The sequence below is a fragment of the Clostridium nigeriense genome (genome assembly GCF_050585265.1).
Lineage (GTDB): Bacteria > Bacillota > Clostridia > Clostridiales > Clostridiaceae > Clostridium > Clostridium nigeriense_B.
In genome coordinates this window covers 38,547-61,972 of sequence record NZ_JBNOOE010000017.1, presented here as the reverse complement: position 1 = coordinate 61,972, position 23,426 = coordinate 38,547, and the positions used below count along the sequence as shown (strand labels likewise).

The 23,426-nt window shown below is 28.2% G+C and carries 22 protein-coding genes; 2 read left to right on the top strand and 20 right to left on the bottom strand.

All coding sequences use genetic code 11. The annotated features are described in order from the left end of the window. Nucleotides 1–32: 32 nt before the first annotated feature. The 4 genes from lepA to gpr all read right to left on the bottom strand — a co-directional run bounded on the left by lepA (nt 33) and on the right by gpr (nt 4,622). Nucleotides 33–1,841, bottom strand: a complete 1,809-nt coding sequence (gene lepA, locus ACQPVP_RS14015; RefSeq protein ID WP_430850948.1) for a translation elongation factor 4 — start codon at nt 1,839–1,841, stop codon at nt 33–35. A gap of 120 nt (nt 1,842–1,961) precedes the next feature. Then, entirely contained in the window at nt 1,962–2,399 is a 438-nt protein-coding gene (locus ACQPVP_RS14010; protein WP_430850946.1) for a hypothetical protein, read from the bottom strand. 64 nt (nt 2,400–2,463) lie between these two features. Then, a complete protein-coding gene (locus ACQPVP_RS14005) occupies nt 2,464–3,576 on the bottom strand; it encodes a stage II sporulation protein P (protein ID WP_430850944.1) in 1,113 nt (370 codons plus the stop codon). Nucleotides 3,577–3,647: 71 nt separating this feature from the next. Then, nucleotides 3,648–4,622 (bottom strand): GPR endopeptidase, encoded by a 975-nt coding sequence (gene gpr, locus ACQPVP_RS14000; protein ID WP_430850942.1) that lies wholly within the window; start codon nt 4,620–4,622, stop codon nt 3,648–3,650. A 176-nt stretch (nt 4,623–4,798) separates the two neighbouring features. Between gpr and rpsT the strand changes: the two genes are divergently transcribed. Beyond that, nucleotides 4,799–5,062, top strand: coding sequence for a 30S ribosomal protein S20 (rpsT, locus tag ACQPVP_RS13995; RefSeq protein WP_430839906.1), 264 nt, complete (start codon nt 4,799–4,801; stop codon nt 5,060–5,062). Nucleotides 5,063–5,188: 126 nt separating this feature from the next. Here the strand turns inward: rpsT and holA are convergent, their stop codons facing one another. From holA to helD, 11 genes are all read right to left on the bottom strand, one after another. Next, on the bottom strand, nt 5,189–6,220 hold the full coding sequence (gene holA, locus ACQPVP_RS13990; RefSeq protein ID WP_430850940.1) for a DNA polymerase III subunit delta: 1,032 nt from the start codon (nt 6,218–6,220) through the stop codon (nt 5,189–5,191). Nucleotides 6,221–6,235: 15 nt separating this feature from the next. Beyond that, entirely contained in the window at nt 6,236–7,921 is a 1,686-nt protein-coding gene (locus ACQPVP_RS13985; RefSeq protein WP_430850938.1) for a ComEC/Rec2 family competence protein, read from the bottom strand. A gap of 185 nt (nt 7,922–8,106) precedes the next feature. Continuing rightward, nucleotides 8,107–8,463 carry a stage V sporulation protein AE gene (spoVAE, locus tag ACQPVP_RS13980; RefSeq protein ID WP_430850936.1) on the bottom strand — a complete coding sequence of 119 codons (357 nt, stop codon included), beginning with the start codon at nt 8,461–8,463 and terminating at the stop codon, nt 8,107–8,109. Nucleotides 8,464–8,478: 15 nt separating this feature from the next. Then, nucleotides 8,479–9,507, bottom strand: coding sequence for a stage V sporulation protein AD (spoVAD, locus tag ACQPVP_RS13975; RefSeq protein WP_430850934.1), 1,029 nt, complete (start codon nt 9,505–9,507; stop codon nt 8,479–8,481). 15 nt (nt 9,508–9,522) lie between these two features. Next, a complete protein-coding gene (gene spoVAC / locus ACQPVP_RS13970) occupies nt 9,523–9,993 on the bottom strand; it encodes a stage V sporulation protein AC (RefSeq protein WP_430850932.1) in 471 nt (156 codons plus the stop codon). A 116-nt stretch (nt 9,994–10,109) separates the two neighbouring features. Continuing rightward, nucleotides 10,110–10,865, bottom strand: coding sequence for an RNA polymerase sporulation sigma factor SigF (sigF, locus tag ACQPVP_RS13965; protein WP_430850930.1), 756 nt, complete (start codon nt 10,863–10,865; stop codon nt 10,110–10,112). A 9-nt stretch (nt 10,866–10,874) separates the two neighbouring features. Next, the gene (gene spoIIAB, locus ACQPVP_RS13960; protein WP_430839893.1) at nt 10,875–11,306 is read right to left on the bottom strand and encodes an anti-sigma F factor; all 432 of its coding nucleotides are present in this window, start codon (nt 11,304–11,306) and stop codon (nt 10,875–10,877) included. 13 nt (nt 11,307–11,319) lie between these two features. Then, on the bottom strand, nt 11,320–11,655 hold the full coding sequence (gene spoIIAA / locus ACQPVP_RS13955; protein ID WP_430850928.1) for an anti-sigma F factor antagonist: 336 nt from the start codon (nt 11,653–11,655) through the stop codon (nt 11,320–11,322). A gap of 200 nt (nt 11,656–11,855) precedes the next feature. Continuing rightward, nucleotides 11,856–14,150: an AAA family ATPase gene (locus ACQPVP_RS13950; RefSeq protein WP_430850926.1), complete on the bottom strand. Its 2,295-nt coding sequence runs from the start codon at nt 14,148–14,150 to the stop codon at nt 11,856–11,858. Nucleotides 14,151–14,528: 378 nt separating this feature from the next. Then, entirely contained in the window at nt 14,529–15,701 is a 1,173-nt protein-coding gene (locus tag ACQPVP_RS13945; protein WP_430850924.1) for an FprA family A-type flavoprotein, read from the bottom strand. Between the two features lie 140 nt (nt 15,702–15,841). After that, nucleotides 15,842–18,127 carry an RNA polymerase recycling motor HelD gene (helD, locus tag ACQPVP_RS13940; protein WP_430850923.1) on the bottom strand — a complete coding sequence of 762 codons (2,286 nt, stop codon included), beginning with the start codon at nt 18,125–18,127 and terminating at the stop codon, nt 15,842–15,844. 260 nt (nt 18,128–18,387) lie between these two features. Here helD and ACQPVP_RS13935 point away from each other — a divergent pair, with 260 nt between their 5' ends. Next, on the top strand, nt 18,388–19,023 hold the full coding sequence (locus tag ACQPVP_RS13935; RefSeq protein WP_430850921.1) for a TrkA C-terminal domain-containing protein: 636 nt from the start codon (nt 18,388–18,390) through the stop codon (nt 19,021–19,023). Between the two features lie 114 nt (nt 19,024–19,137). Here the strand turns inward: ACQPVP_RS13935 and ACQPVP_RS13930 are convergent, their stop codons facing one another. The 5 genes from ACQPVP_RS13930 to ACQPVP_RS13910 all read right to left on the bottom strand — a co-directional run bounded on the left by ACQPVP_RS13930 (nt 19,138) and on the right by ACQPVP_RS13910 (nt 23,418). Next, complete coding sequence (locus ACQPVP_RS13930) at nt 19,138–19,983, bottom strand: protein phosphatase 2C domain-containing protein (RefSeq protein WP_430850919.1); 846 nt, start codon at nt 19,981–19,983, stop codon at nt 19,138–19,140. A 1-nt stretch (nt 19,984) separates the two neighbouring features. After that, nucleotides 19,985–21,340 (bottom strand): PFL family protein, encoded by a 1,356-nt coding sequence (locus ACQPVP_RS13925; RefSeq protein ID WP_430850917.1) that lies wholly within the window; start codon nt 21,338–21,340, stop codon nt 19,985–19,987. 23 nt (nt 21,341–21,363) lie between these two features. After that, a complete protein-coding gene (locus ACQPVP_RS13920; protein WP_430850915.1) occupies nt 21,364–21,633 on the bottom strand; it encodes an ACT domain-containing protein in 270 nt (89 codons plus the stop codon). A 155-nt stretch (nt 21,634–21,788) separates the two neighbouring features. After that, nucleotides 21,789–22,154: a DUF1667 domain-containing protein gene (locus ACQPVP_RS13915; protein ID WP_430850913.1), complete on the bottom strand. Its 366-nt coding sequence runs from the start codon at nt 22,152–22,154 to the stop codon at nt 21,789–21,791. Between the two features lie 10 nt (nt 22,155–22,164). After that, nucleotides 22,165–23,418 carry an NAD(P)/FAD-dependent oxidoreductase gene (locus tag ACQPVP_RS13910; RefSeq protein ID WP_430850911.1) on the bottom strand — a complete coding sequence of 418 codons (1,254 nt, stop codon included), beginning with the start codon at nt 23,416–23,418 and terminating at the stop codon, nt 22,165–22,167. Nucleotides 23,419–23,426 lie beyond the last annotated feature (8 nt).

Genomic DNA, 23,426 nt, shown 5'->3' with positions numbered 1-23,426 from the left:
CTAAATCAAAATGATTTAGCCTTTTTGTTAGTTTATTTATCTACTTTTAATACTGCCATAAATGCTTCTTGAGGAATTTCAACTGATCCTACCTGTCTCATTCTCTTCTTTCCTTCTTTTTGCTTTTCTAACAGTTTTTTCTTTCTTGAAATATCTCCACCATAACATTTTGCAAGAACATCTTTTCTCATTGCTTTAACTGTTTCTCTTGCTATTATCTTTGATCCTACAGCTGCTTGAATTGGAACTTCAAACATTTGTCTTGGAATTATTTCTTTAAGCTTCTCTGCTATTCCTCTTCCTTTTTCGTAAGCTTTTTCTTTAGGAACTATCATAGATAAAGCATCTACAACATCTCCATTTAACATAATATCAAGCTTAACTAATTCAGTTTGAGTGTATCCCTTAAATTCATAATCTAATGATGCATAACCTCTAGTTCTAGATTTTAATGTATCAAAGAAATCATAAACTATTTCATTTAATGGAATGTCATAATTTATTGAAACTCTTGTTTCTTCTAAATATTGCATATCAATGAAAGTTCCTCTTCTTTCTTGACATAATTCCATTACAGCACCTACATAGTCAGAAGGAGCTATTATACTTGCTTTAACTATTGGTTCTTCCATATATTCTATTTCAGTTGCTTCTGGAAGATTAGTTGGATTTGTAAGCTCTATAACATCTCCATTAGTTTTTATTACCTTATAAATAACTGATGGTGCAGTTGTAATAATATCTAAATTAAATTCTCTTTCTATTCTTTCTTGAATTATTTCCATATGTAATAATCCTAAGAATCCACATCTAAATCCAAAACCTAATGCTATTGATGTTTCTGGTTCAAAGCTTAATGCAGCATCATTTATTTGAAGCTTTTCTAAAGCATCTTTAAGCTCTTGATATTTAGCTCCATCTACTGGATAAATACCTGAATAAACCATTGGAACAGCAGGCTTATATCCTGGTAAAGCTTCTGATATTGGCCTATCTGCTTCAGTTATAGTATCACCAACTCTTGCATCTCTAACATTTTTTATAGATGCTGCAATGTATCCAACATCTCCTGCTCTTAATTCACCAATTGGTAAAGTTTTAGGTGTAAATACACCAACTTCTGTTACTTCATATACTTTATTTGTAGCCATTAATTTAATTTTTGTTCCAGGCTTTACAACACCATCAAAAATTCTCACATAGGATACAACACCCTTATAACTATCATAGTAAGAGTCAAAGATTAATGCCTTAAGAGGGGCATCTTCATCTCCTGTAGGTGCTGGAATCTTTTCAACTACAGTTTCTAAAACATCGGCAATATTTAAACCAGTTTTAGCTGAAATCATAGGTGCATCTTCTGCTTCTATTCCTATAATATCTTCAATTTCTTGTTTAACTTCATCAGGTCTTGCAGATTGTAAATCAACCTTATTGATAACAGGTGCAATTTCTAAATCATTATTTAATGCTAAGTAGCAGTTTGCTAATGTTTGTGCTTGAACACCTTGAGTGGCATCTACTACTAATATTGCTCCTTCACATGCAGCTAGGCTTCTTGAAACCTCATATGTAAAATCTACGTGTCCTGGAGTATCTATTAAATTTAATATATATTCTTCTCCATCAGGTCTTCTATAAACAAGTCTTGCTGCTTGTGATTTTATAGTTATTCCTCTTTCTCTTTCGATTTCCATATTATCAAGGATTTGCTCTTCCATTTCCCTTTGAGTAAGAGTTCCTGTGGCTTCTAATAATCTATTAGCTAGGGTTGACTTCCCATGATCTATATGGGCTACTATAGAAAAATTTCTAATACGTTCTTGTCTATTACTACTCATATATAAAACTATTATGCAACATGGCTAATAGTCACTTCACCCCCATTTTAAATTTCAAGGTAAATTATATCACAAAGTCTAGGTTAGATGTCAATATAAATGTTAAGTTGTTATTAAGTGTTAATCATCATTATTATTTCCTTCCAAAAAATCATTTATAATTTTATCTAAATCTTCACTATTATTAATATCTTCAGTATTATTTGTTTTTCCGTTAAATTTATTTATTATACTATTAAAGCCATTATATATAAATCCTCCAAGATCATAAAATTTCTCTGTAATTTTATTGTTCATATTAACTACAAACTCTTTATTAAAAACTTTAACCATTATATTTTCATTATTACTGTTAGCAGTATAAATTTTCACTTCTGCATCATCTCTTATAAACTCCTCAAAATCTTCTCCAAACTCTTCCTTAACTAATTCATAATTATCTTCACCATTACCAATTGGTGATAATGCCTTCGTATTAATTGTATTTATTTGGATAAATCCTAATACTATTATCATAAGAAAAATTATTGTTCCAACTACTACTTTTTTATTTATCAAAAAAGCACCCCCTAGTATTTTACTATCTAAAGGATGCTCACAAAAACTAATTTTTATTCATATTTTATCTATTTAAGTGTTCAGCTAATATTCTTGCAATATACTTTGCTGTTAATTTAGCTTCTTGAGCTGTATTAACATTTGCACCTACTTCAATTAGTATGAAATTATCACTTAAGCTATAATTAATAGATGTTGCTGCTATCTCATATTCATAAGTATCTCTTATTATTCCAGGAAATAATGTATTAGCAGTATTATATAACTCATCTACTAAGGCCTTGTTTGCAGCATATCTCGTACTATTTTGTCCAGTAACAAACATCATTTTTGCTAAATTTTGATCATTTATATTAACAGTATAAACATTTTTTAACTGATCAGCTCTAGCACTATCTACACCATCTCTATGTAGATCTATTATTAGCTTAAAATCGCCATACTCATTTAAATATTTTTTTAAAGTCTCATTTGATCTTGCATAGCTATCATTATAGGATACACTATGATTTGTTTTATCATGAATAACAGATACTCCATAGCCTTCTTCAAGTTCTTTAGATAATACATCTCCAACCCCAACTACATTAAAATCACTTTCCATAGTATCTTGACCTGCTTCAGCGTAATTTTCTGTAGTATGAGTATGGAATATAAGAACTTCTGGCTTTGTATTATCTATTGTCTTTTTTAAACTTGGATCGTATGCTTCACTAACTTTATTCAATTCTGCAATTTCTTCATCAGTCATTTTAGCTATACTTTCATTTTTCAGTGAAAAAGGTGTTAATTTCTTTATAGATGAAGTTATTGATGAGTTTCCAAGAATATTACTAAATAATCCTATCTCTTTACCTACTATGTTATAAGCATTTACCCCATTAACTCCCAATGCCTCAAAAACTACATTTTTTAAAGAAAGATTATTATCTGCATAGGCTCCTTCATCATATACTTGGGTTTTTACTACTGGCATAGAAAAGTTAAGCATTTGAACATATGCATAACCTCCTCTTTCATTGTAACTATTTATTACATTTATTGATCTTATTATAAATAAGATAAAAGCTACTATAATAATTAAATAGCCAACACTAAAATTAGTATTACTAGGCCCTACCTTTCCACTTTTATTTATTCTTTGCTTATTAGGTAAACCTTGTCTCAATGAATACATGAAACTCCCCCTTCCTCTAATAAATATATTGAGAGAGTTACATAATTATTAATAAATTTAAAAAATATTTTTTAATTCATAAATTTATTTATATCCTCCATATCAAGATTAGGTTGTATTGCCATATTAATTCCATTTGCTATAATTTTAGCTAATGACTCAATTACAGCATCTACATCTTTTGGAGTAACCATTAAATCTCCTACAAAAGGATCTAATACTTCTTTAATTAACTGATTTTTTTCAGCTCTATCTACTGATTTTAGCATATTATAAAATTCTTTTCCCTTTTCAGCTTTGCTTATAAGTCCATCTAGAACTAAATCTATAGTATCATTTGCTATAGTGGCAGCATGAACTACTGTAGGAACTCCCATTGCAATTACCTTAACTCCTAAGGATTCTTCATTAATTTTCATTCTATGATTACCAACACCTGCTCCTGGTGAAATACCAGTATCACTTATTTGTATAGTGCTATTAACCCTTTCTAACTTTCTAGATCCTAAGGCATCAATACAAATAACTAAATCTGGTTTTATCCTATCTACTAGAGATTTAATAATTTCCCCAGTTTCTATTCCTGTTATCCCCAAAACCCCAGGAGATATACAACAAACAGGTCTTACAGAATCATCTATTGCATCTGGCATAACTTGTTTTAAATGTCTTGTTACCATAATTTTTTCTGTTACCTTTGGTCCAAGAGAGTCAGGTGTAACATTCCAGTTTCCAAGACCTACAACTAGTGCAGTTTTTTCTTCTGGCATATTTACCAATCTACTTAAAACATTATCAACAACCTTTGAAACTTTATCCATAGATTCTCCATCGTAATGAGTAAATTCTGGGAAATCTATAGTAATATAATTTCCTTTTGGTTTTCCAAGTTCACTACCAGCCTCATCACTTTCAATAGTTACTGTAGTTATCTTTATATCTCCCTCTTTCTCTTCATCTACAATAACTCCATCAAGCTCTCTTTTATTTTCTTTTGTATACATATCTCTTGCTTCAATTGCCAAATCAGTTCTTACATTAATCATAAAAATACCTCCAAAAAAACTATTATCTATTCTATTTTTCCTTAATGTCGTAATTTAATACTTGAACTTCTAAACTTTCAATGATATAATCTAGTATGTTAAAAACGAACTCGAACGCAGATTTCCCCAAAACTGCAAAGAGACCCTAATAAAATTATTAAGGGGGTGAATTTAGAATGGCAAATATTAAATCAGCAAAAAAGAGAATAAAGGTTACTGAAACTAAAACTGCTCAAAACAGAATGATTAAATCAGCTTTAAAAACTGTTGTAAAGAAGTTTGAAGTAGCTGTTGCTGCAAACAACGTAGAAGAAGCTAAAGTTCTTTTTCCTAAGGCTGTTAAAGCTTTAGACATGGCTGCTCAAAAAGGAGTATGTCACAAGAACATGGTAGCTAGAAAGAAATCAAGATTAGCTGCAAAGTTAAACGCTATGGCGTAATCAAATAAGAAGCCGATCCATTGGATCGGCTATTATTTTATTACTTAGTCACTATGAAAACTCCTAAGGGAGTTTTTTTATTAATTTTTCCTTTTAAATTCTTAATTTTTTATTAATATATATCTTTTACTTAACCATAAATATGTTAAATATCATAAGCTCCATCTCCATATTTTTGTCTACACCAGTGGTTTTTATCTTATTTTCAGTTTCTAAGCAAATTTCCATTAGTCTTTGAAGTTGTTTAACAGAAAATTTACTACACTGATTAATAAGTTTTTCGCAAACAAAGGTTGGAAGCTTAAACTTATTAGAAATATCATTTACCCTTGCTCCATTTTGAAGAGAAATTTTAATTTCATAAAGCCTCTTAAAATTATTTTCTATATTAGAAATAATAAGCATATGTTGATCACTTTTTGATAATAATTCATAAAGCAAATCTAATGCTTTTTCAGCTTTTTTTTGTGATATAAAATCAACCAAATCAAAAATATCATCTTCACTAGAATTTGCTATTAATTTATCTATATCACTCTTAGTTACTCCCCTGTTACCTGTATAAGAAATAAGCTTATCAGCTTCTCTTCTAATAATATCAAAATTATTTTGTACTTTTTCAGCAAAATATCTTAATTCAATTTTTCCTATTTCTTTTCCCTTTTCTTTAAATACATCTTCTACTTTTTTATAATATCTATCTTTTTTTAATTTATCAAAATGTACAACTTTAGAAACCTTATCTAAAGCTCTTACTTTATTGCTTTTCTTTGGAGTATCTCTTTTATCATTAAATAAATAATACATAATAAGGACAGTATAGGGTGGCAAATCTTTTAGATATTTTAAAATTTCATTATATGTTTTAGTTCCAGCTGAATCTGTTTTATCCTTTAAAAAACTTGCTCTATAAACTACTACTACCTTTCTATCTCCCATAAAAGGCATTGTTTCACAAGCATTCATAATATCATCAAAAGTTGTAGTTAATCCATCTAATCTTATATAATTTAAGTCTAATAAAGATTTATCAACAGTGCTATTAACTACTAAACTTATACCTTCTTTAATTAGTTCTTCATCTAATCCGCAAAAAATATAAGAATTATCAATCTTACCTTTTTTTACTTCACCTTCTAGTACATCAAAATCTATCAAAGCAATCTACCTTTCTTAATTAAATACTAAAACCTGATCTTTATATAAAATAATTTTTATATAATTACTATATTTGCAGTCTATTATATCATAATTATAATCTATTTTCCCTCTAGAAAGCTTTATTAAATGATTCTTATCCTTATTTTTTATTAATATATCTTTATTGCTTTTTTCTATTTCTACGCCATATTTTATCTTTATTTTATTAAAATCTTTATATTCATTATTTGATAATGTAATAATCTTATATTTTTCTAAATCTACTCCTTCTTTTAATGCAAATATATTTCTATCACCTTTGTAACTAACTGATATTATTCCATCTTTATAATATTCTAATTTTGGTAGAGGACTATAAATATCAATATAACTATACATTAAAATCACAACAGGAAAATACACAATATTTTTATACCCTTTTTTATAAAAATAAATTGTAAAAATAACAACAATATAACTTATTGCAATTATCTCATTTAAATATAAAATACTCGGTAAAATACTTAGTAGTTTTTCTGAAAGTATATCTAAAGCTAAGGTAGCATAATAAGCAATAAATGATAAATAATTAAATATAAATTTTATTTTAAATGTTAATGCTAAAAGATTACCTAAGATTACAACAGCATTCATTAAAGGCATTAAAATTAGATTTCCCGCAAGAAAACCTAATGAAAATTCTCTAAAATATAAAACTAAAAATGGAAATGTAAATACTTGAGAGGCCAAGCTTATTGCTACTCCTTCCCTAATTACTTTGGGAAGCTTATAGAAAACTTTATTAAATTTCTTATTAAATAAAATAATTCCAAGAGTAGATAAAAAGCTTAATTGAAATCCTACTTCGAAGATACTATAGGGCTTATATAAAATAAGTATTATTCCTGCTAAGGATAACCCAGCCAAAGGATTATAATTTCTTCTTAATGGCACTGCTAAGCTTAAACTTAAAAGCATAATATAAGATCTAATTGTTGATATTGCAGCACCTGTAAAAATTACATATATAACTGCTACTATTGGAGCTATGTTTCCTCCAAAAATCTTTTTTAATATGGTGTAAACTAAAACCATATGAAGTCCAGATACAGAAACAGCATGCAATACCCCTAAATTTTTCATTGTGGTCTCATCTTCTCTATCTAAAAATTCAGTATATCCAAAGGACATAGATGTAATTAGTGCAGCTCTTCTACTTCCTAGCTTTTCACTAACTGCATTAAAAATATTTTCTCTAATTCTATAAATTTTCCCTTTAATATCTAAATTTAATTTGTCAAAATCATTTATTTCTATCTCTCCAATAATGCCCTTTTCTATATTTATATCTTTATTTAATTTAATACCAGCTATTATTCTATCACCTAAACTTAAATCATTTAAATTTCCAGATAAGTAAGCCTTTCTACCTTTTATCTCTCCGATTCCCCCGTAACTATTAAGTGATATTATCCTTATTTCTTCAACATTTTTTAGGTCTATATTATAATAGTAAATATTATTTACTATAGGTATTAAAAAGAAAATTGATAATATAATAAATAAATCTATTTTCTTATATAAAATAAAGAAAATAAAAAAACAGCTAACAAGGATTATTGCTAGCCACCTATCTTTATAATAAAGTAAAAATATACAACTTGATAATATAAAAACTATAAATATATAAAGTAATATGTTTGTTTTTTCTTTAATCATAAAATGGTAACACCTCATCTTAAAGTATTACCATTTTTATATAATTAAATCTTATGAAATAAAAAAGATATCATAATACCTAATATATACTTAATATCTACTTTATTATAAAGGAAACCCACTACCACGCCCTTCGTAGGAGTAAGTTCAGCTAACTAAATCAAAGATTTAGAGCTTCACTTAACTTAGGATTTTGTCTTTGGATTAAATATTAATGCCATAATATATCCAAAGAATATTGCTGCTGTTATTCCTGCAGCTGTTCCTGTTATTCCACCTGTAAAAGCTCCTATTAATCCCTTTTCTTCCACTGCTTTTATAGCTCCTTTAGCTAATGAATTTCCGAAACCAGGTAAAGGAATACTTGCTCCAGCACCTCCTATAGCTACTAATTTATCATATATTCCAAAAGCACCTAATACAACTCCAGCTGTCACAAAAATCACCAATATTCTAGCAGGAGTTAACTTAGTTGTATCCATAAGCACTTGACCTATAATACATATAAGACCACCTACTATAAAAGCACTAACATATTGCATAACTATTTCTCCTTCCTATTGCTTGAATTCAATTGCAACTGCATGTGCAATTCCTGGAATACTTTCTCCTTGTAAAGATGACGTAGTACTCATTAATGCTCCAGTTGAAACTAGCAACATATTTTTAATTTCTTTTCTAATCATCTTTTTATAGAAATATCCTGATGATACCACTGCAGAACATCCACATCCACTTCCACCTGAATCTGTTTTTTGAATTGTATCATCATATATCATGTCTCCACAGTCAAAATAATTTTCTCTAATGTCATAACCATATTCTAAAAGTAATTTACTTATGATTTCTTTTCCCACTTTTCCTAAATCTCCAGTTACTATAGCATCATAATAACTTGGATCTCTTCCCGTATCTTTAAAATGTATTGATATTGTATCTACAGCTGCTGGAGCCATAGCAGCTCCCATGTTATTTGGATCTTTTATTCCATAATCTTTAACTACACCAGTTGTTATATGAGTAACTTCTGGAAAGTTCCCTTCTTTTGCAAGTACCATAGCACCCGCTCCAGTAACTGTCCATTGAGCTAAAGGACTTCTTTGAGCTCCATATTCTAATGGAAATCTAAATTGTCTTTCTGCTGAACTAAAGTGTGATGAAGTTGCTGCAACTACATAATTTGCAAATCCTCCATCTAACATCATAGATGCCACACTCAATGATTCAGACATAGTAGAACAAGCCCCATATAACCCAAAAAAAGGTATATTTAATTTTCTTGCTGCAAAAGAAGAGGATCCTAATTGATTTAAAAGGTCTCCTGCAAATAAATAATCTATATCATCTTCTGTTAAATTAGCACGATTTATTGCTGATGTAATTGCTGTATATAACATTTCACTTTCTGCTTTTTCAAAACTTTCTTTTCCAAATAAATCATCATTTAAAATTTCATCAAAATAATTTCCTAATGGTCCTTCCCCTTCTTTTGGTCCAACAATTGAATAAGTTGCTACAATTTTAGGAGGATGAATAAGCTTTACAGTTTGTTTTCCTATCTTTTTTATTTTTGTATTGTTACTCATAACTACTCACCTTTCTTAAGTTAATAGTTGTATTATATAATAAATAATTCCTACAATTACTGAACTTCCTATTCCATATACTAATACTGGTCCTGCTATAGTAAACATTTTAGCTGCTACTCCAAATACAAAACCTTCTTTTTTAAATTCTATAGCCGGAGCAACTATAGCATTAGAGAATCCTGTTATTGGAACCACTGTACCTGCTCCAGCATAAGCTGCAATTTTATCATATATTCCAACTCCAGTTAATAGTGCTCCTAAAAACACCATAATTATAGGAAGTAACATCTTAACATCTTCCTCAGGAAACCCATATTTCAATAATAGCTCTTGAAATACTTGCCCTATAGTACAAATGGCTCCTCCAACTAAAAAAGCCCTTGAACAGTTTCTAACAATTTTTGGCTTTGGATTTGTCTGATCTGCAATTGTTTTAAATTTTTGAAATAATTGTTGTTCACTAGGTAATTTCTTCTTATGCATAATATTACTCCTTTCTATAATTGTATAGTTTTATTATTCCACTTACTTTAAATATAACACTGGAATTTTTTATACGAAAAAAAAGCCTCAAATTTAAAGGCTTTTTAAATAAACATTTATTCCTGCAGTTTTTCTCTCATTAGTCCTAATACTTTTTTCTCTATTCTAGAAACTTGAACTTGGCTAATTCCAAGCATCTTTGCAACTTGCACCTGAGTCTGATCTTTAAAATACCTAAGCATTATTATTTGCCTTGATTTACTATCTAAGCTTCGTAATGCCTCCTTAAGTGCAATTTTGTTTATCATATCACTGTCATCTTCTCCTTTTTCGCTTAATTTATCAATTAGCAAAACTGGAGCCCCATCATCTTGGTGAATAGTATCATATAGATATTGCATATTTACTGAAGATTCTATAGCAAATAAAATTTCTTCTTTTTCTATACCTGAGTATTCAGATAATTCCTCGATTGTTGGCTCTCTATTTAATTTTTTAGTTAGTTCTTCTCTATCAAAATGAAGCTTTCTTGCTAAACTTTTAACATTTCTACTAACCTTTATCATCCCATCATCTCTAATGAATCTTTTTATTTCTCCTATTATCATAGGAACTGCATAAGTAGAGAACTTTACATTAAATTTTTCATCAAAGTTATTTATAGCCTTAACTAAACCAATAGATCCTATTTGAAATATATCTTCATAATCATACCCTCTATTTAGAAATTTTTTACTAATGGATGATACAAGAGGTAAATTCATTTCAATAACTTTGTTCATGGCATCTTGATTACCTGCTTTGGCTAGAGGTATTAATTGTGAATTTTCTTCGTAATTGTACACCTCTTTTCTTACACTTCCATTTTCCATCTACTTCACCTAACTTACTGTATTAAATTTCTTCTTCATAACAACTTTTGTACCTTTTCCACATTCACTACTAACTTCTAAACTATCCATAAAGGTTTCCATAACAGTAAATCCCATTCCAGACCTCTCAAGTTCAGGCTTAGAAGTATATAATGGTTCCATCGCTTGTTTAATATCTTTAATGCCTTTACCATTATCTTCAATAATTATAGTTATTTCATCTCCACTGATACTTGCCTCTATTTTGATTATGCCCTCTTTTTTATTTTCATAACCATGAATTATAGAATTTGTTACAGCTTCTGATACAGCAGTTTTTACATCTGTTAACTCTTCAACCGTTGGGTCTAATTGAGATACAAAAGCAGCTACTGCAACTCTTGCAAAACCCTCATTTTGGGATTTACTCATTAATTCAATACTAATTTTATTATCTACCATTTTAAACCCTCCACTAAATATTCACTATGGCTTCATCTATATCTCTATAAACATCTATTATCTTATACATACCAGAGATTTCAAAAACTTTATTTACAGTTCTATTTATTTCAGCCACACATAACTTTCCACTTCTATTTTGCATCTTTTTATATCTTCCAATTACAACTCCAATTCCTGAACTGTCCATAAAAGTTACACCATTAAAATTTAATATAACTTTTTTTATGTTATCTCTATCAATTCTATCATCGATCTTAACTCTAACCTCTTCAGCACTATGATGATCAAGCTCTCCCATTAAATTTATAATTAGCTTATCACCTTTTTTATCAAACTTTAGATACATACAATATACTCTAAGGCTATTTGCCTTAGAGTCGTCACCTCCTCCACCGCCTTATTAATTTCCTTCTTTTTCCATAATTTTAACATATTAGTTTATTCATAGTCAAACATATTTATGAATTTTAAATTAAAATAATACAAAAAAAAGAATTAATATGGAACTTCATACTAATTCTTTGATAATTAACTATTTAATTTATTTTATTTTTTATTTTTATACTTTTCTAATTCTTCATTTAATGATATATAAAAATCCTCTAGACTTTCATTATCTTTTAAAATTAAAGTTTCTATTGCATCTTCTAAAGTATCCATAATATATATATGAAAATCTCCATCTTCAATTGCTTTCTCTACTTCAGGCATTAATATTAATTCATCTTTATTTGAAGATGGTATTAATACGCCCTTATCCTTATAACTTTCTAAAAATTCACAAACTCTAAAAAATCCCTCTATTTTTTCATTTACTCCACCAATCGCTTGAACTTCCCCTAATTGATTTATAGATCCAGTTACAGAGATGTTTTGATTTATAGGCCTCTTGGTTAAAGCTGACAGCATACATATTGTTTCTGCAACAGAGGCACTATCCCCATCAATCATTCCATATGACTGCTCAAAACTTAAATAAAAATCTACTGGGATATCTTCATAAGCTCCTAATATATTTCCTAATAATCCTCTTAAAATATTAATAGATTTTTCATGAATTTTCCCACTTAATCTACTTTCTTTATGGATATCAACTATTTTTCCATTTCCTTTATGAGTAACACAAGTTATTCTAACTGGCTTACCAAAGGAATGATACCCAGTATCTAAAACAGATAAACCGTTAACTACCCCAACCCTACTCCCTGTTACAGAAATTAGTATTTTATTTTCTTCATAGAGCTTATCATATTCTTCCTCAATTCTCTCCTTAGCATAAGCAATTTTTCTTATATCTTCACCATCAATTAGCAAAGCTCTTCTTTTTTTAGCATTATCATTAGCTAGAATAATTATTTTATCTATTTCTACTGTATCTACATTTACCTTTGTCTTTCTACTGGCACTTCTTGATAGATATTTTATAACTTCATTTCTTCCTTCTTTTGTAATCGGCATTAAATTATTATCTTTTATCTTACTATCAATAGACTTATTCACATAATTAGTAACATTTGCATTAGCCTCAACTATAGGATAGAATTCTGCTCTTAATGAAAAAAGTCTTCCAAAATCCTCATCCAAATTATATAATGTATCATAAGTTTCCATATCCCCTATTAATATTACCTTAACATTTATAGGTATAGGCTGTGGCTTAAGGGGATTAATAGATATTATATCTAAATATGACTTTGAAGCATCGTAGGTTATCTTATTTGTCATTAAAGCCTTTTTTAAATGATAGTAAGAATATCCATTACTTACCAATGCATTCATCCGTATTATTAAGCAGCCTCCATTAGCTTTTAATAAGGATCCAGAATTAATTAAATCTATATCTGTAGTATACACACCATTATGATTCTCATATTCTAAAAAGCCAAGTAAATTATTAATGCTTGGATCTTCTTCATATATTATTGGTGGATTATGAAGCATACTGTTATCCACTAATAAATGTATCTCAAACTTATTAATAACTTCATATAACTTTTCTTCATCCTCATCTATATCCATGCTATAACATTCTATAATCTCTTTTTCCAGTAAAAGAAATAACTTTTCTAAATATTCATAGGAATTATCATCATCTATAAATTGAAATAATATTTCATCTTTTAAATCTTCCATTTCTTTTGTTAAAAAATCACTATATATTTCTTTTAACTTTGTTATGGATTTTACTTCAATCTCTTTAATCTTTCCTAATATTACTTCTGCCTTTTTCTTCAATACTGTAGCCTTTGATACTATTACTTCTTTCTTCTCTCTTTCTAAATTGTCATATTCTCTTTCACTAATTACTTTTCCATTTATTAGAGGTATAAATGCAAACCCCTTATTAGTAACTTTTACTTCAAAATTTTCTTTTTTAGCCATTTCCATCAATTCGCTTATATAAGAGTTTCTCTTATTTTGTATTTCTTCAATTAATTCATCTTTTTCATCTTCTGTAGAAGAGTTATAAAATTCTTCTACTAAGTCTATATAATTATTTCTTACTTCTTGAACTGCATCTTTTAACTTTTTGCCATTACCATTAGATACAAATAAAACTTCTGGTTTTTTATAATCTTCTAATACTACATAGCAAATATCTTTTGGAGGTTCTAAATACTTGTACTGCTCCCTTATATAAGCTTGAAGTTTCATTAGTTTTTCTTTAGAAAATGAATCTATTAAATAAATATTATAGCCCTCTTTTTTAATATCAAGAGCTCTTCCTATTTTTTCATACTCTCCATCTATTTCAGGTATCATTGTTACACTACCTTCTAGTCTACTTTCTTTAAAGTTAAAATTAAATTTTACTTCTTGTGAAGTCAATTCTTTTTTCATAATCTTCCTACCCTCAAATTGCTTTTGCAAATTTTAGAAGCAGTTCCCCCCCTTTTGATAGTTATTTATTATATAGATATTCTTTTAATAGCTGTTTAGGGAATAAAATTTGAAAATAAATTATTTTATATAAATACATTTTATTATATGAGTATTACAATTAACTAATGACAGTTTAAAAAAAGTAAAAGGTTGTTGAAAAACCATATTAAAATAGCTTCTCAACAACCTTCTTATTCTTTAGGAAATTATAAATATGTTACCCTATGAATAACATTTTATAATTTCCTTCCTTCAGCTTTGAAGTGTAACTATTAATTTTGTGATGACTTGGAGAATAGCGACGGAATAAGCAAAATTAATAGTTACACTTTTTTATTACATTAATTCTATAAATTTATTTACTACTTCCTCTACATTTTTATAATCTTCTTCTGAAGGTACAAAACAGAAAGATAAACCTGGCTCTACAGCTTTAAGTTTTAAATCCTTAAGTCTAGCTGTAAGCATTTTTACACCTTCTCCGCTCCAACCAAACGAACCAAAAGCTAACGCTGCTTTTCCTCTATTAACAATAGGGCTAACTAGAGATAATAAATCCCAAGATGGTTTAACTGCATCTTGATTTATTGTAGGAGAGCCAATCATAAATCCCTTAGCTCTTTCTATTTTAGCTATACTCTCCTCTAGTGGAATTGAAGTTATTTCGGTAATATCAGCCTTATATCCCTTAGCTTCAACTTTTTCTTTAAGGAATTTAGCCATATCTTCTGTATTTCCATAAGCTGAAATATAGAAAATTTCCACCTTTTTATCATCTATTTTTTCTTCTGTTGCCCATTCTCTATAAAGATTTAGTATCTTATCAATATTTTCAACGTGTACAGGGCCATGACTTGTGGCAATACATTCAATATCTAAGTCTTTGATTTTATCTAGTCCCATTAATACAAATCTCTTAAATGGTCCCATAATACAATCAAAATAATACTTCATTTCAACAAAGTAATCTTCGTCTAAACTTGAGGTAATACCACCTTCAGGACAATAATGTGATCCAGTAAAATCACATGTAAATAATAATTTTCTTTCTTTTACATAAGTGAACATTGTATCAGGCCAATGTAAATTTGGTGCTGTAATGAATTTAAGAGTAGTTTCTCCAAGATTTATTTCTTCTCTAGCTTCAACATAATCAAAGTCTCTATTTAAAATGTTTTTTAAATAAGTTATAGCTGCTTTTGTTCCAACTATCTTTGCTTCTGGATAATCTGAAATTAATTTAATTAGAGAACCACTATGATCTAATTCAGTATGCTGAACTATAACATAATCGACTTTTTTATCTCCAATAACAGATACCAAATTTTTTTTAAATTCATCATAAAATCCAGTTTTTACAGTATCAACTACTGCTACCTTCTCATCATTAATTACATAGGAGTTATAGGTTGTTCCTTTTTTTGTTTCCATTATTATGTCAAATACTTTTAATTTAGGGTCTTTAACTCCAACCCAATAGATGTTTTCTTTTAATTTTTCCTGTAACATTTCCCTGCCTCCAATTTTAATCTAGTAGTTCATTTCCTTAGTAATATTTTACCATAAAATTACTAGTCAAACAAATATAAAATTCGACTATTTATTGTATATTCCTACTTTATAATGCACTTTAAGTTAGTTTTTAAAATCTAAGGTTTTATCAATTTAGTTAAATTATCAATTTCAATTAAATATTCATAATGTAACGCTCTTGTTAGTGAAACATATAGAAGCCTTTGATCTAGTATATTATCTTTATAAAGAAATTCACTTGGATTATATATTATAGTTGCATCAAATTCTAATCCCTTAGTTAAATAAGATGGAATTATTATTATATCTTCATTATTTTCTTTTTCATTACCTTTTACTAAGGAAATTTTTAGATTTGTTACCTTTTTAATAAGTCTTTCCAAGACTTTTCCTTCTTCTAAAGTCTTAGTAATAATTGCTATACTTTTTTTACCTTTATTATTAACTTCATAAACTATTTCTTCTATTTTTTTAGCAGCTTCCTTTGACTCATTACATTTAATAATTTTAGGCTTTTCTCCATGTCTTAAAACAGGTCTTGCATTTTTTAAATTCAATTTTTGTGCTTCTAAAGCACCATTTGCAAAATCTATTATTTCTACAGTAGATCTATAACTTTGTGTTAGTTGAATATATGTAGCTTTTCCTTCAAATACTTTATCCACTATATCTTCCCAATTCTTTAAACCTTTATAGTAATAAATTCCTTGAGCAATATCGCCAACTAATGTTAAAGAATTTCCCTTAGTTAATTTATTTATTAGATATACTTGAAATGGATTATAATCTTGAGCTTCATCTACTACAATATGTGAATATTTTTCTTTTTCTTCAACTCCCTCTAAAAGCATATTTATATATAACAATGGAGCTAAATCATCTTCATCTATTATTCCTTTACTATTATTAACTTCTATTTCTTCCTTCATAAATTCTGAAAGTTCTTCAGGAATATTTCCTAATGAAGCAATTTCAAAAAATTCTTCATTTCTAAATAGATCAAAATATATATCTTTTGAGGTTATTCCTCTCCAGTTTTTAAAATACTCATTCATAATTTTTTTAGAGTTATTTTTTATATTATCCTTGATACTATCTCTCTCTGAATAAATTTTAATAAGTTTTTCTCTTCTTTTGTCACCATCTTCAATTTCTCTTTTAACTTCCTTAATTTTTATGTCCCAATCTAAATCTACTTGAAGACAAAGGACCTCAATTTTTTCTTTAAGTTTTAAATTTAAATATCTCTTTATTTCATCTTTTCTTTTATTAATTGGATATGACTTTAAGTCCTTTAAATAAAGTCTCATTATCTCTCTCTTACCAAATAAGACATAATTATCTATAGTAATATCAGCTATATCTACAGAAGCACTTTCTAATAAAGAAATATATCTATCTATTATAGACTTAAATGCTAATGTTCCCTTAATCTTAGATGAATTTACAATAAATCTACATTTTTCAAGGTCATTACATTCAATTATTTCTCTTATTTTCTCATCTTTACCCTTGATTTTATATCTAGATTTCAAATGCTTTAGAGACAAATCTTGAAAGGTAGTTTGATTTACTTCATCTACTCCTAGGTTTGGAAGTATATCTGAAATATAATCTAAAAATAATTTATTAGGTGCTAAAACTAATATATCTTTCCCTCTTATAGTTTCTGAGTATCTATAAATTAAATAAGCTAATCTATGTAAAGCAACTGTTGTCTTACCTGAACCTGCTGATCCTTGTACTATAATAGGTAAATTCTTAGGCCATCTTATAATATCATTTTGTTCTTTTTGGATAGTTGCTACTACTTCCTTTAACTTTTTCCCTCTACTTTCCTCTAGATTAATCTTTAGAAATTCATCTACTAAATCATTTTCTTCTAATCCACTTTTTACTATTATTTCGTTAATTCCTTCATCAAATATTTCTTGTAGTGAGTCTTCTTTAAATAAAAATTTTCTTTTTAAAGACAAGTTACCTTCTATTATTCCATTTGGTGATTTATAATATGCATATCCACCAGTACCACTATAATAAAGATCTGCTACTGGAGTTCTCCAATCTACTACTATTTCTTCTCCATCTAGACTTGAACTTACTGACTGTTTACCAATATAAATATTTTCATTTTCTCCCTTTGCTTCCCTAAAATCTACTCTTCCAAAGTAAGGGACCTTAATTGCTTCTTCATAATTTTGAATGTCTTTTTTTAATACAGAATATATTTTTTCTGTAGTTTCCTTTTCTTCACTATAACTTCCTTTTGCTTCTTTTCTTAAATTCTTAAGTTTTTCATCTATAAATTCATAACTTCTTTTCTTTTCTATAAGTTCTTCATTTATCTTTTTTCTTTTATCCTTAAGAATCTCTTTTTCTAATCTTAAACCTTCTTTCTCCATACAAATTACCTCTATCTTAGTTTTCTCTTTCAATTATAGGCTAAGTAAAACTCAAATTCAATGAAATAGCCATTTAAAGTAATAAGTTAACTATATAAATTTACATTAAATAACTGTTTATATATTAAAATTATCTACTTAAAAAATAATTATTATTCTCTTTATTTATTATATTTTCTTTATTTTACATATATAAACTAATTAATGTTTTACTTTCTACCTTTCTGTGCTAGAATTTGTATGTAAAGGAGTTGATAATTTTGTCTAAACAAACCAAAACACCTAACTACATAAAAATAGCTATAGATATAGCTTATAGAATTATAAATAATGAATTTATTGAAGGTGAAAAAATAACAGGTAGAACAACTTTAGTTAGTATATATAACGTATCTCCAGAGACTATCAGAAGGTCATTAGCTCTACTTAAAGATATGAATGTTGTTACTATTAATGAGAAAAGTGGAATTATAATTAATGACAAGATCTCAGCAAAAGAGTTTTTAAATAAATTTAAGACTAAATCAGATTTTACATATTTGAATAATGAAACTTTTGAACTAATAAAAAAGAGAAAAGAAATAGATGATAAATTAGAAAAAAATATTAATTCAATAATTGAATTTGCAACTCAACTTAGAAACGTTGGTTCTATTATTCCTTTTGAAAGCATAGTTGAAAAAGATAGTATTGCCGTAGGGAAAAGCATCGGTGAGTTAGACTTTTGGCATAATACAAAAGCTACTATTATTGCAGTTAAAAGAAATGGAGATATGTTCTTATCACCAGGACCATATTTTATAATAAATGAAAGAGATATAATTGTATACGTTGGAGACGACTCTGTTTTAGAAACAGTAAAAAATTATATTTCTCTACCAATAGCTAATAAGTAAAAAAAGCCTAGTTTAAGGAAATTCCTTATCTAGGCTTTTTATTATTTAATAAATCATACATCCTTCAAATTTCTATATTACTATTTTAATTTCATCTCCATTTAAGATTATTTTCTAAATGGTAAAGAATATTATACTAGAATCATCTCTCTTCTTAAGTCTTGGAAATAAATTGCATTCATCATCTTTTTCTTGACTAGTATATAAGTTATCATATAAATCATCTATATTTATACTTTTTACTATGTTTATAAATTCATCATATCCTTTAGCTAAATTAAAAGTATCGTAGTACTGAGAAAATCCATCCGATGTTAAACAGATATCTAATTCTTCAGATATTAAAATTTTACCATATAAAGCCTTATCTATAGCTTCTTCATTTAATTCTAATATCCAGTATCCATCTAATGTATTTTTCTTTTTTCTAACCTTAAGGACCTCATCACCACAATGTTTTCTAGCTTCTAAAATTGATATTTTATTTTTCTTTGCTACTTCTACCATTCTATTTAAAATATATTCTTCTAAGTCTATTAACTCTTTATTAACTATCTCTACTGGATTTTTTCCTTTTTCCTTTAATATAAGTGTACAATCTCCAAGAACAAAGTATTCAAGCTCCCTATCAGTAAATCTTACTAGGGCTATGGCAGCACATGGATAATCTGCTTCTTCTAGGTTCTTATATCCATTAAACTTACTATAGTTTTTCTTTACTTCTTTAATTGCACATTTCATTATTTCTTTAAGACTTCTAGAAGATTTTATATTTTCTTTTAAATAATTATTTATAAATTCTACATACCAGAGTGCATCTGTTTCCTTATCTGTAACTCTTTTCCCTGTAATACCTGTCGCTCCATCTAATACCCAAGCTGCTCCATCTAATATAGTTATCTTATCTTCATTAGGCTTAATATTTGAGCCTTGCTTTGATAAGTATTTTAAATTTCTCATATTAATTTTTAAATGAGTGAATTGGGGCAGGTATTCTACCACCTCTATCAATAAATAAAGATGATGAATATTTATTTACAGGCATTACTGGAGCAGTTCCTAATAATCCTCCAAATTCAACTAAGTCCCCTACTTTACATCCTGGAGCCGGAATAACTCTTACAGCAGTTGTCTTATTATTAATCATACCTATTGCTGACTCGTCTGCAATCATAGCTGCTATAGTTTCTGCTGGAGTATCTCCTGGTACAGCTATCATATCTAATCCTACTGAACAAATTGCAGTCATAGCTTCTAATTTTTCTAAATTTAAAGATCCATTCAATACAGCATCTATCATTCCTGCATCTTCTGATACTGGAATAAATGCTCCACTTAATCCTCCAACATGACTACATGCCATAACTCCACCTTTTTTAACAGCATCATTTAATAAAGCTAAGGCTGCTGTAGTTCCATGGGTTCCTACTACTTCAAGGCCCATTTCTTCTAATATATGAGCAACAGAATCTCCAACTGCAGGAGTTGGTGCTAATGATAAATCTACTATTCCAAATGGCACTCCTAACCTTTCAGATGCTTCCTTTGCTACTAATTGACCCATTCTTGTTATTTTAAATGCCGTCTTTTTTATAGTTTCCGCTACTACATCAAAAGACTCACCTTTAACCTTTTCTAAAGCCCTTTGAACAACTCCAGGTCCACTTACTCCTACACTAATTACTTTATCAGCTTCACCAACCCCATGGAAAGCTCCAGCCATAAATGGATTATCTTCTACTGCATTACAAAATACTACAAGTTTAGCACATCCAAAACCTTTAGTATCTTTTGTATATTCCGCAGTTTTTTTAATTATTTCACCCATTTCTTTAACTGCATCCATATTTATTCCACATTTAGATGAACCCACATTTACAGATGAACATACTTTACTAGTTTTGGCTAATGCTTCAGGTATAGAGTTAATAAGTATCTTATCACCCTTAGTATATCCTTTTTGAACTAAGGCAGAAAATCCACCTATAAAATCTACACCCAAAACTTCAGCAGCCTTATCTAGAGTTTCTGCAAACTTAACATAATCTTTTTCATCAGTAGCTCCAGCAATTATAGAAATTGGCGTAACTGAAACTCTCTTATTTACTATTGGTATTCCAAATTCATTTTCAATTTCTTTTCCAACCTTCACTAAATCCTTAGCACTGCTTACTATTTTATTATATATTTTTTCTCTAGCTTTATCTCCATCTGAATCTATACAATCTAATAAAGATATTCCCATAGTTATAGTTCTTATATCTAATTTTTCTTCTTCTATCATTTTTATAGTTTCTAATATATTATTACTATTCATGTCTTAACCTCCCCATCATGCAATTATAGAGTATGCATTGAATTAAATATTTCTTCTCTTTGTATTTTAACTTCAACACCTAATTCCTCTCCCTTAGAAAGCAAGGAACTCTTAATTTCATCAAAACTTGAATTTGACTCCTTTAAATCTAACATCATTATCATTGTAAAATACTTGTCCATTATGGTTTGGTTAACATCTAAAATATTGATATTTAATCTCAATAGCTCATTACTAACACCTGCTATAATACCAACTTTATCTCTTCCAATTACTGTTAAAATCCCCTTCATAATCTTCATCTCCTACTTTCATCTAATTATTTTATATCCAAAAAAAGTTAATATAATTTTATCCTTACTAATGTTTTTTGTCAATTTTATAACATAGATGAAAATGCGAACATTTTTATAATGGATAATTGCTAATGCCTACTGCATTATCAATTTTAAATTTCGCTTTGCGAAATTAAACAATCTCTACAACTTACAATATCTATTCCTGTATTTAGAATATTTGATACAATAATATCTCCTATTTTAATTGGTGCAATTACTTCTATATTTTTCAATTCTTCCATACACTTAAATATTAATTCTTTAGGGATCTCACCTTTTGTTTTAACAGGAAGAAGAATATTTTCTCCACCTCTCACTTTAACTGTTGTAGTTACAACTCTAACTGGATTTGTTAATTCACTTAAGCCATAATTTATTCCCCTTTTGCAGCCATTACCTATAACTTTATTTTCTTCTATATTTACTTTTAAGTGACATCCTATGGGGCAACATATACAAATTAATTCTTTTTCCATTTTTCTCCCCCTAATTAACTTCTTCTAAAGATATTACTATATCATCTTTTAAGTCCTTTAATAAATCTTTTTTTAATATAACTCTTTCCATTTCTGATGGAGTTAAGTGTTTTTTCTTTAATATTTGAACTATCTTTTCTCCTGATGTAATTTTTAAAATCTTATCTTTATAAACATTATTAACTCTCATAAAAATAGTTAATTTATCCTCTATATCATCAATAGATATTTTTTGTGGCACAGTATAATTAATTCCATTAGCATTTTTAATATTAATATAAGCTTTCTTTTCTAAATTATTATTTAAATATTTAGCTACAGCCTTTCCTGTATGCCTGGCTTCTTCAGTGACAAAGTCTACTAAGTCATGAACATGCACTACATTTCCACATGCAAAAATTCCATCAATATTAGTTTCCATACTTTCTGTTACTATTAAGCCATTTGTTCTATTATCTAAGTTAACTCCAACCTTTTTAGATAATTCATTTTCCGGTATTAACCCTACTGATAAAAGTAATATATCGCACATAAATTCTATCTCACTACCTTTAACAGGCTTTTTATTTTCATCTACTTTTGAAATAATAACCTTTTCTACTCTATTATCTCCAATAATATCTATTACTGTATGAGACAAATAAAGAGGTATATCATAATCCTCTAAACATTGGACAATATTTCTATTTAATCCATTTGAATAAGGCATAAGTTCAACTACTGCCTTAACTTTTGCTCCTTCTAAAGTCATTCTTCTAGCCATAATTAATCCAATATCACCAGATCCTAAAATTACTACTTCTTTTCCTGGCATATAGCCTTCAATATTTATATACCTTTGAGCAGCACCAGCTGTAAATATTCCCGATAGCCTATCTCCTGGAATACCAATTGCTCCTCTAGTTCTTTCCCTACATCCCATTGCTAGTATAATTGATTTTGACTCTAGAATCATATATCCATCTTCAGTATTTATCGCATGAATTTTTTTATCTTCTTCTATTTCTAAAACCATAGTATCTAGCTTAACTTCTATATTTGTATCTTTAACAAGTTTTATAAATCTATCTGCATATTCAGGGCCAGTTAGCTCCTCCTTAAATGTATGAAGGCCAAAACCATTATGAATACATTGATTTAATATTCCTCCCAGTTCTTTATCTCTTTCTATAATTAAAATATTATTAACCCCATTAATATAAGCCTCATAAGCAGCGGCTAGGCCTGCAGGTCCTCCTCCAACTACAATTAAATCATATATCATAATATCAC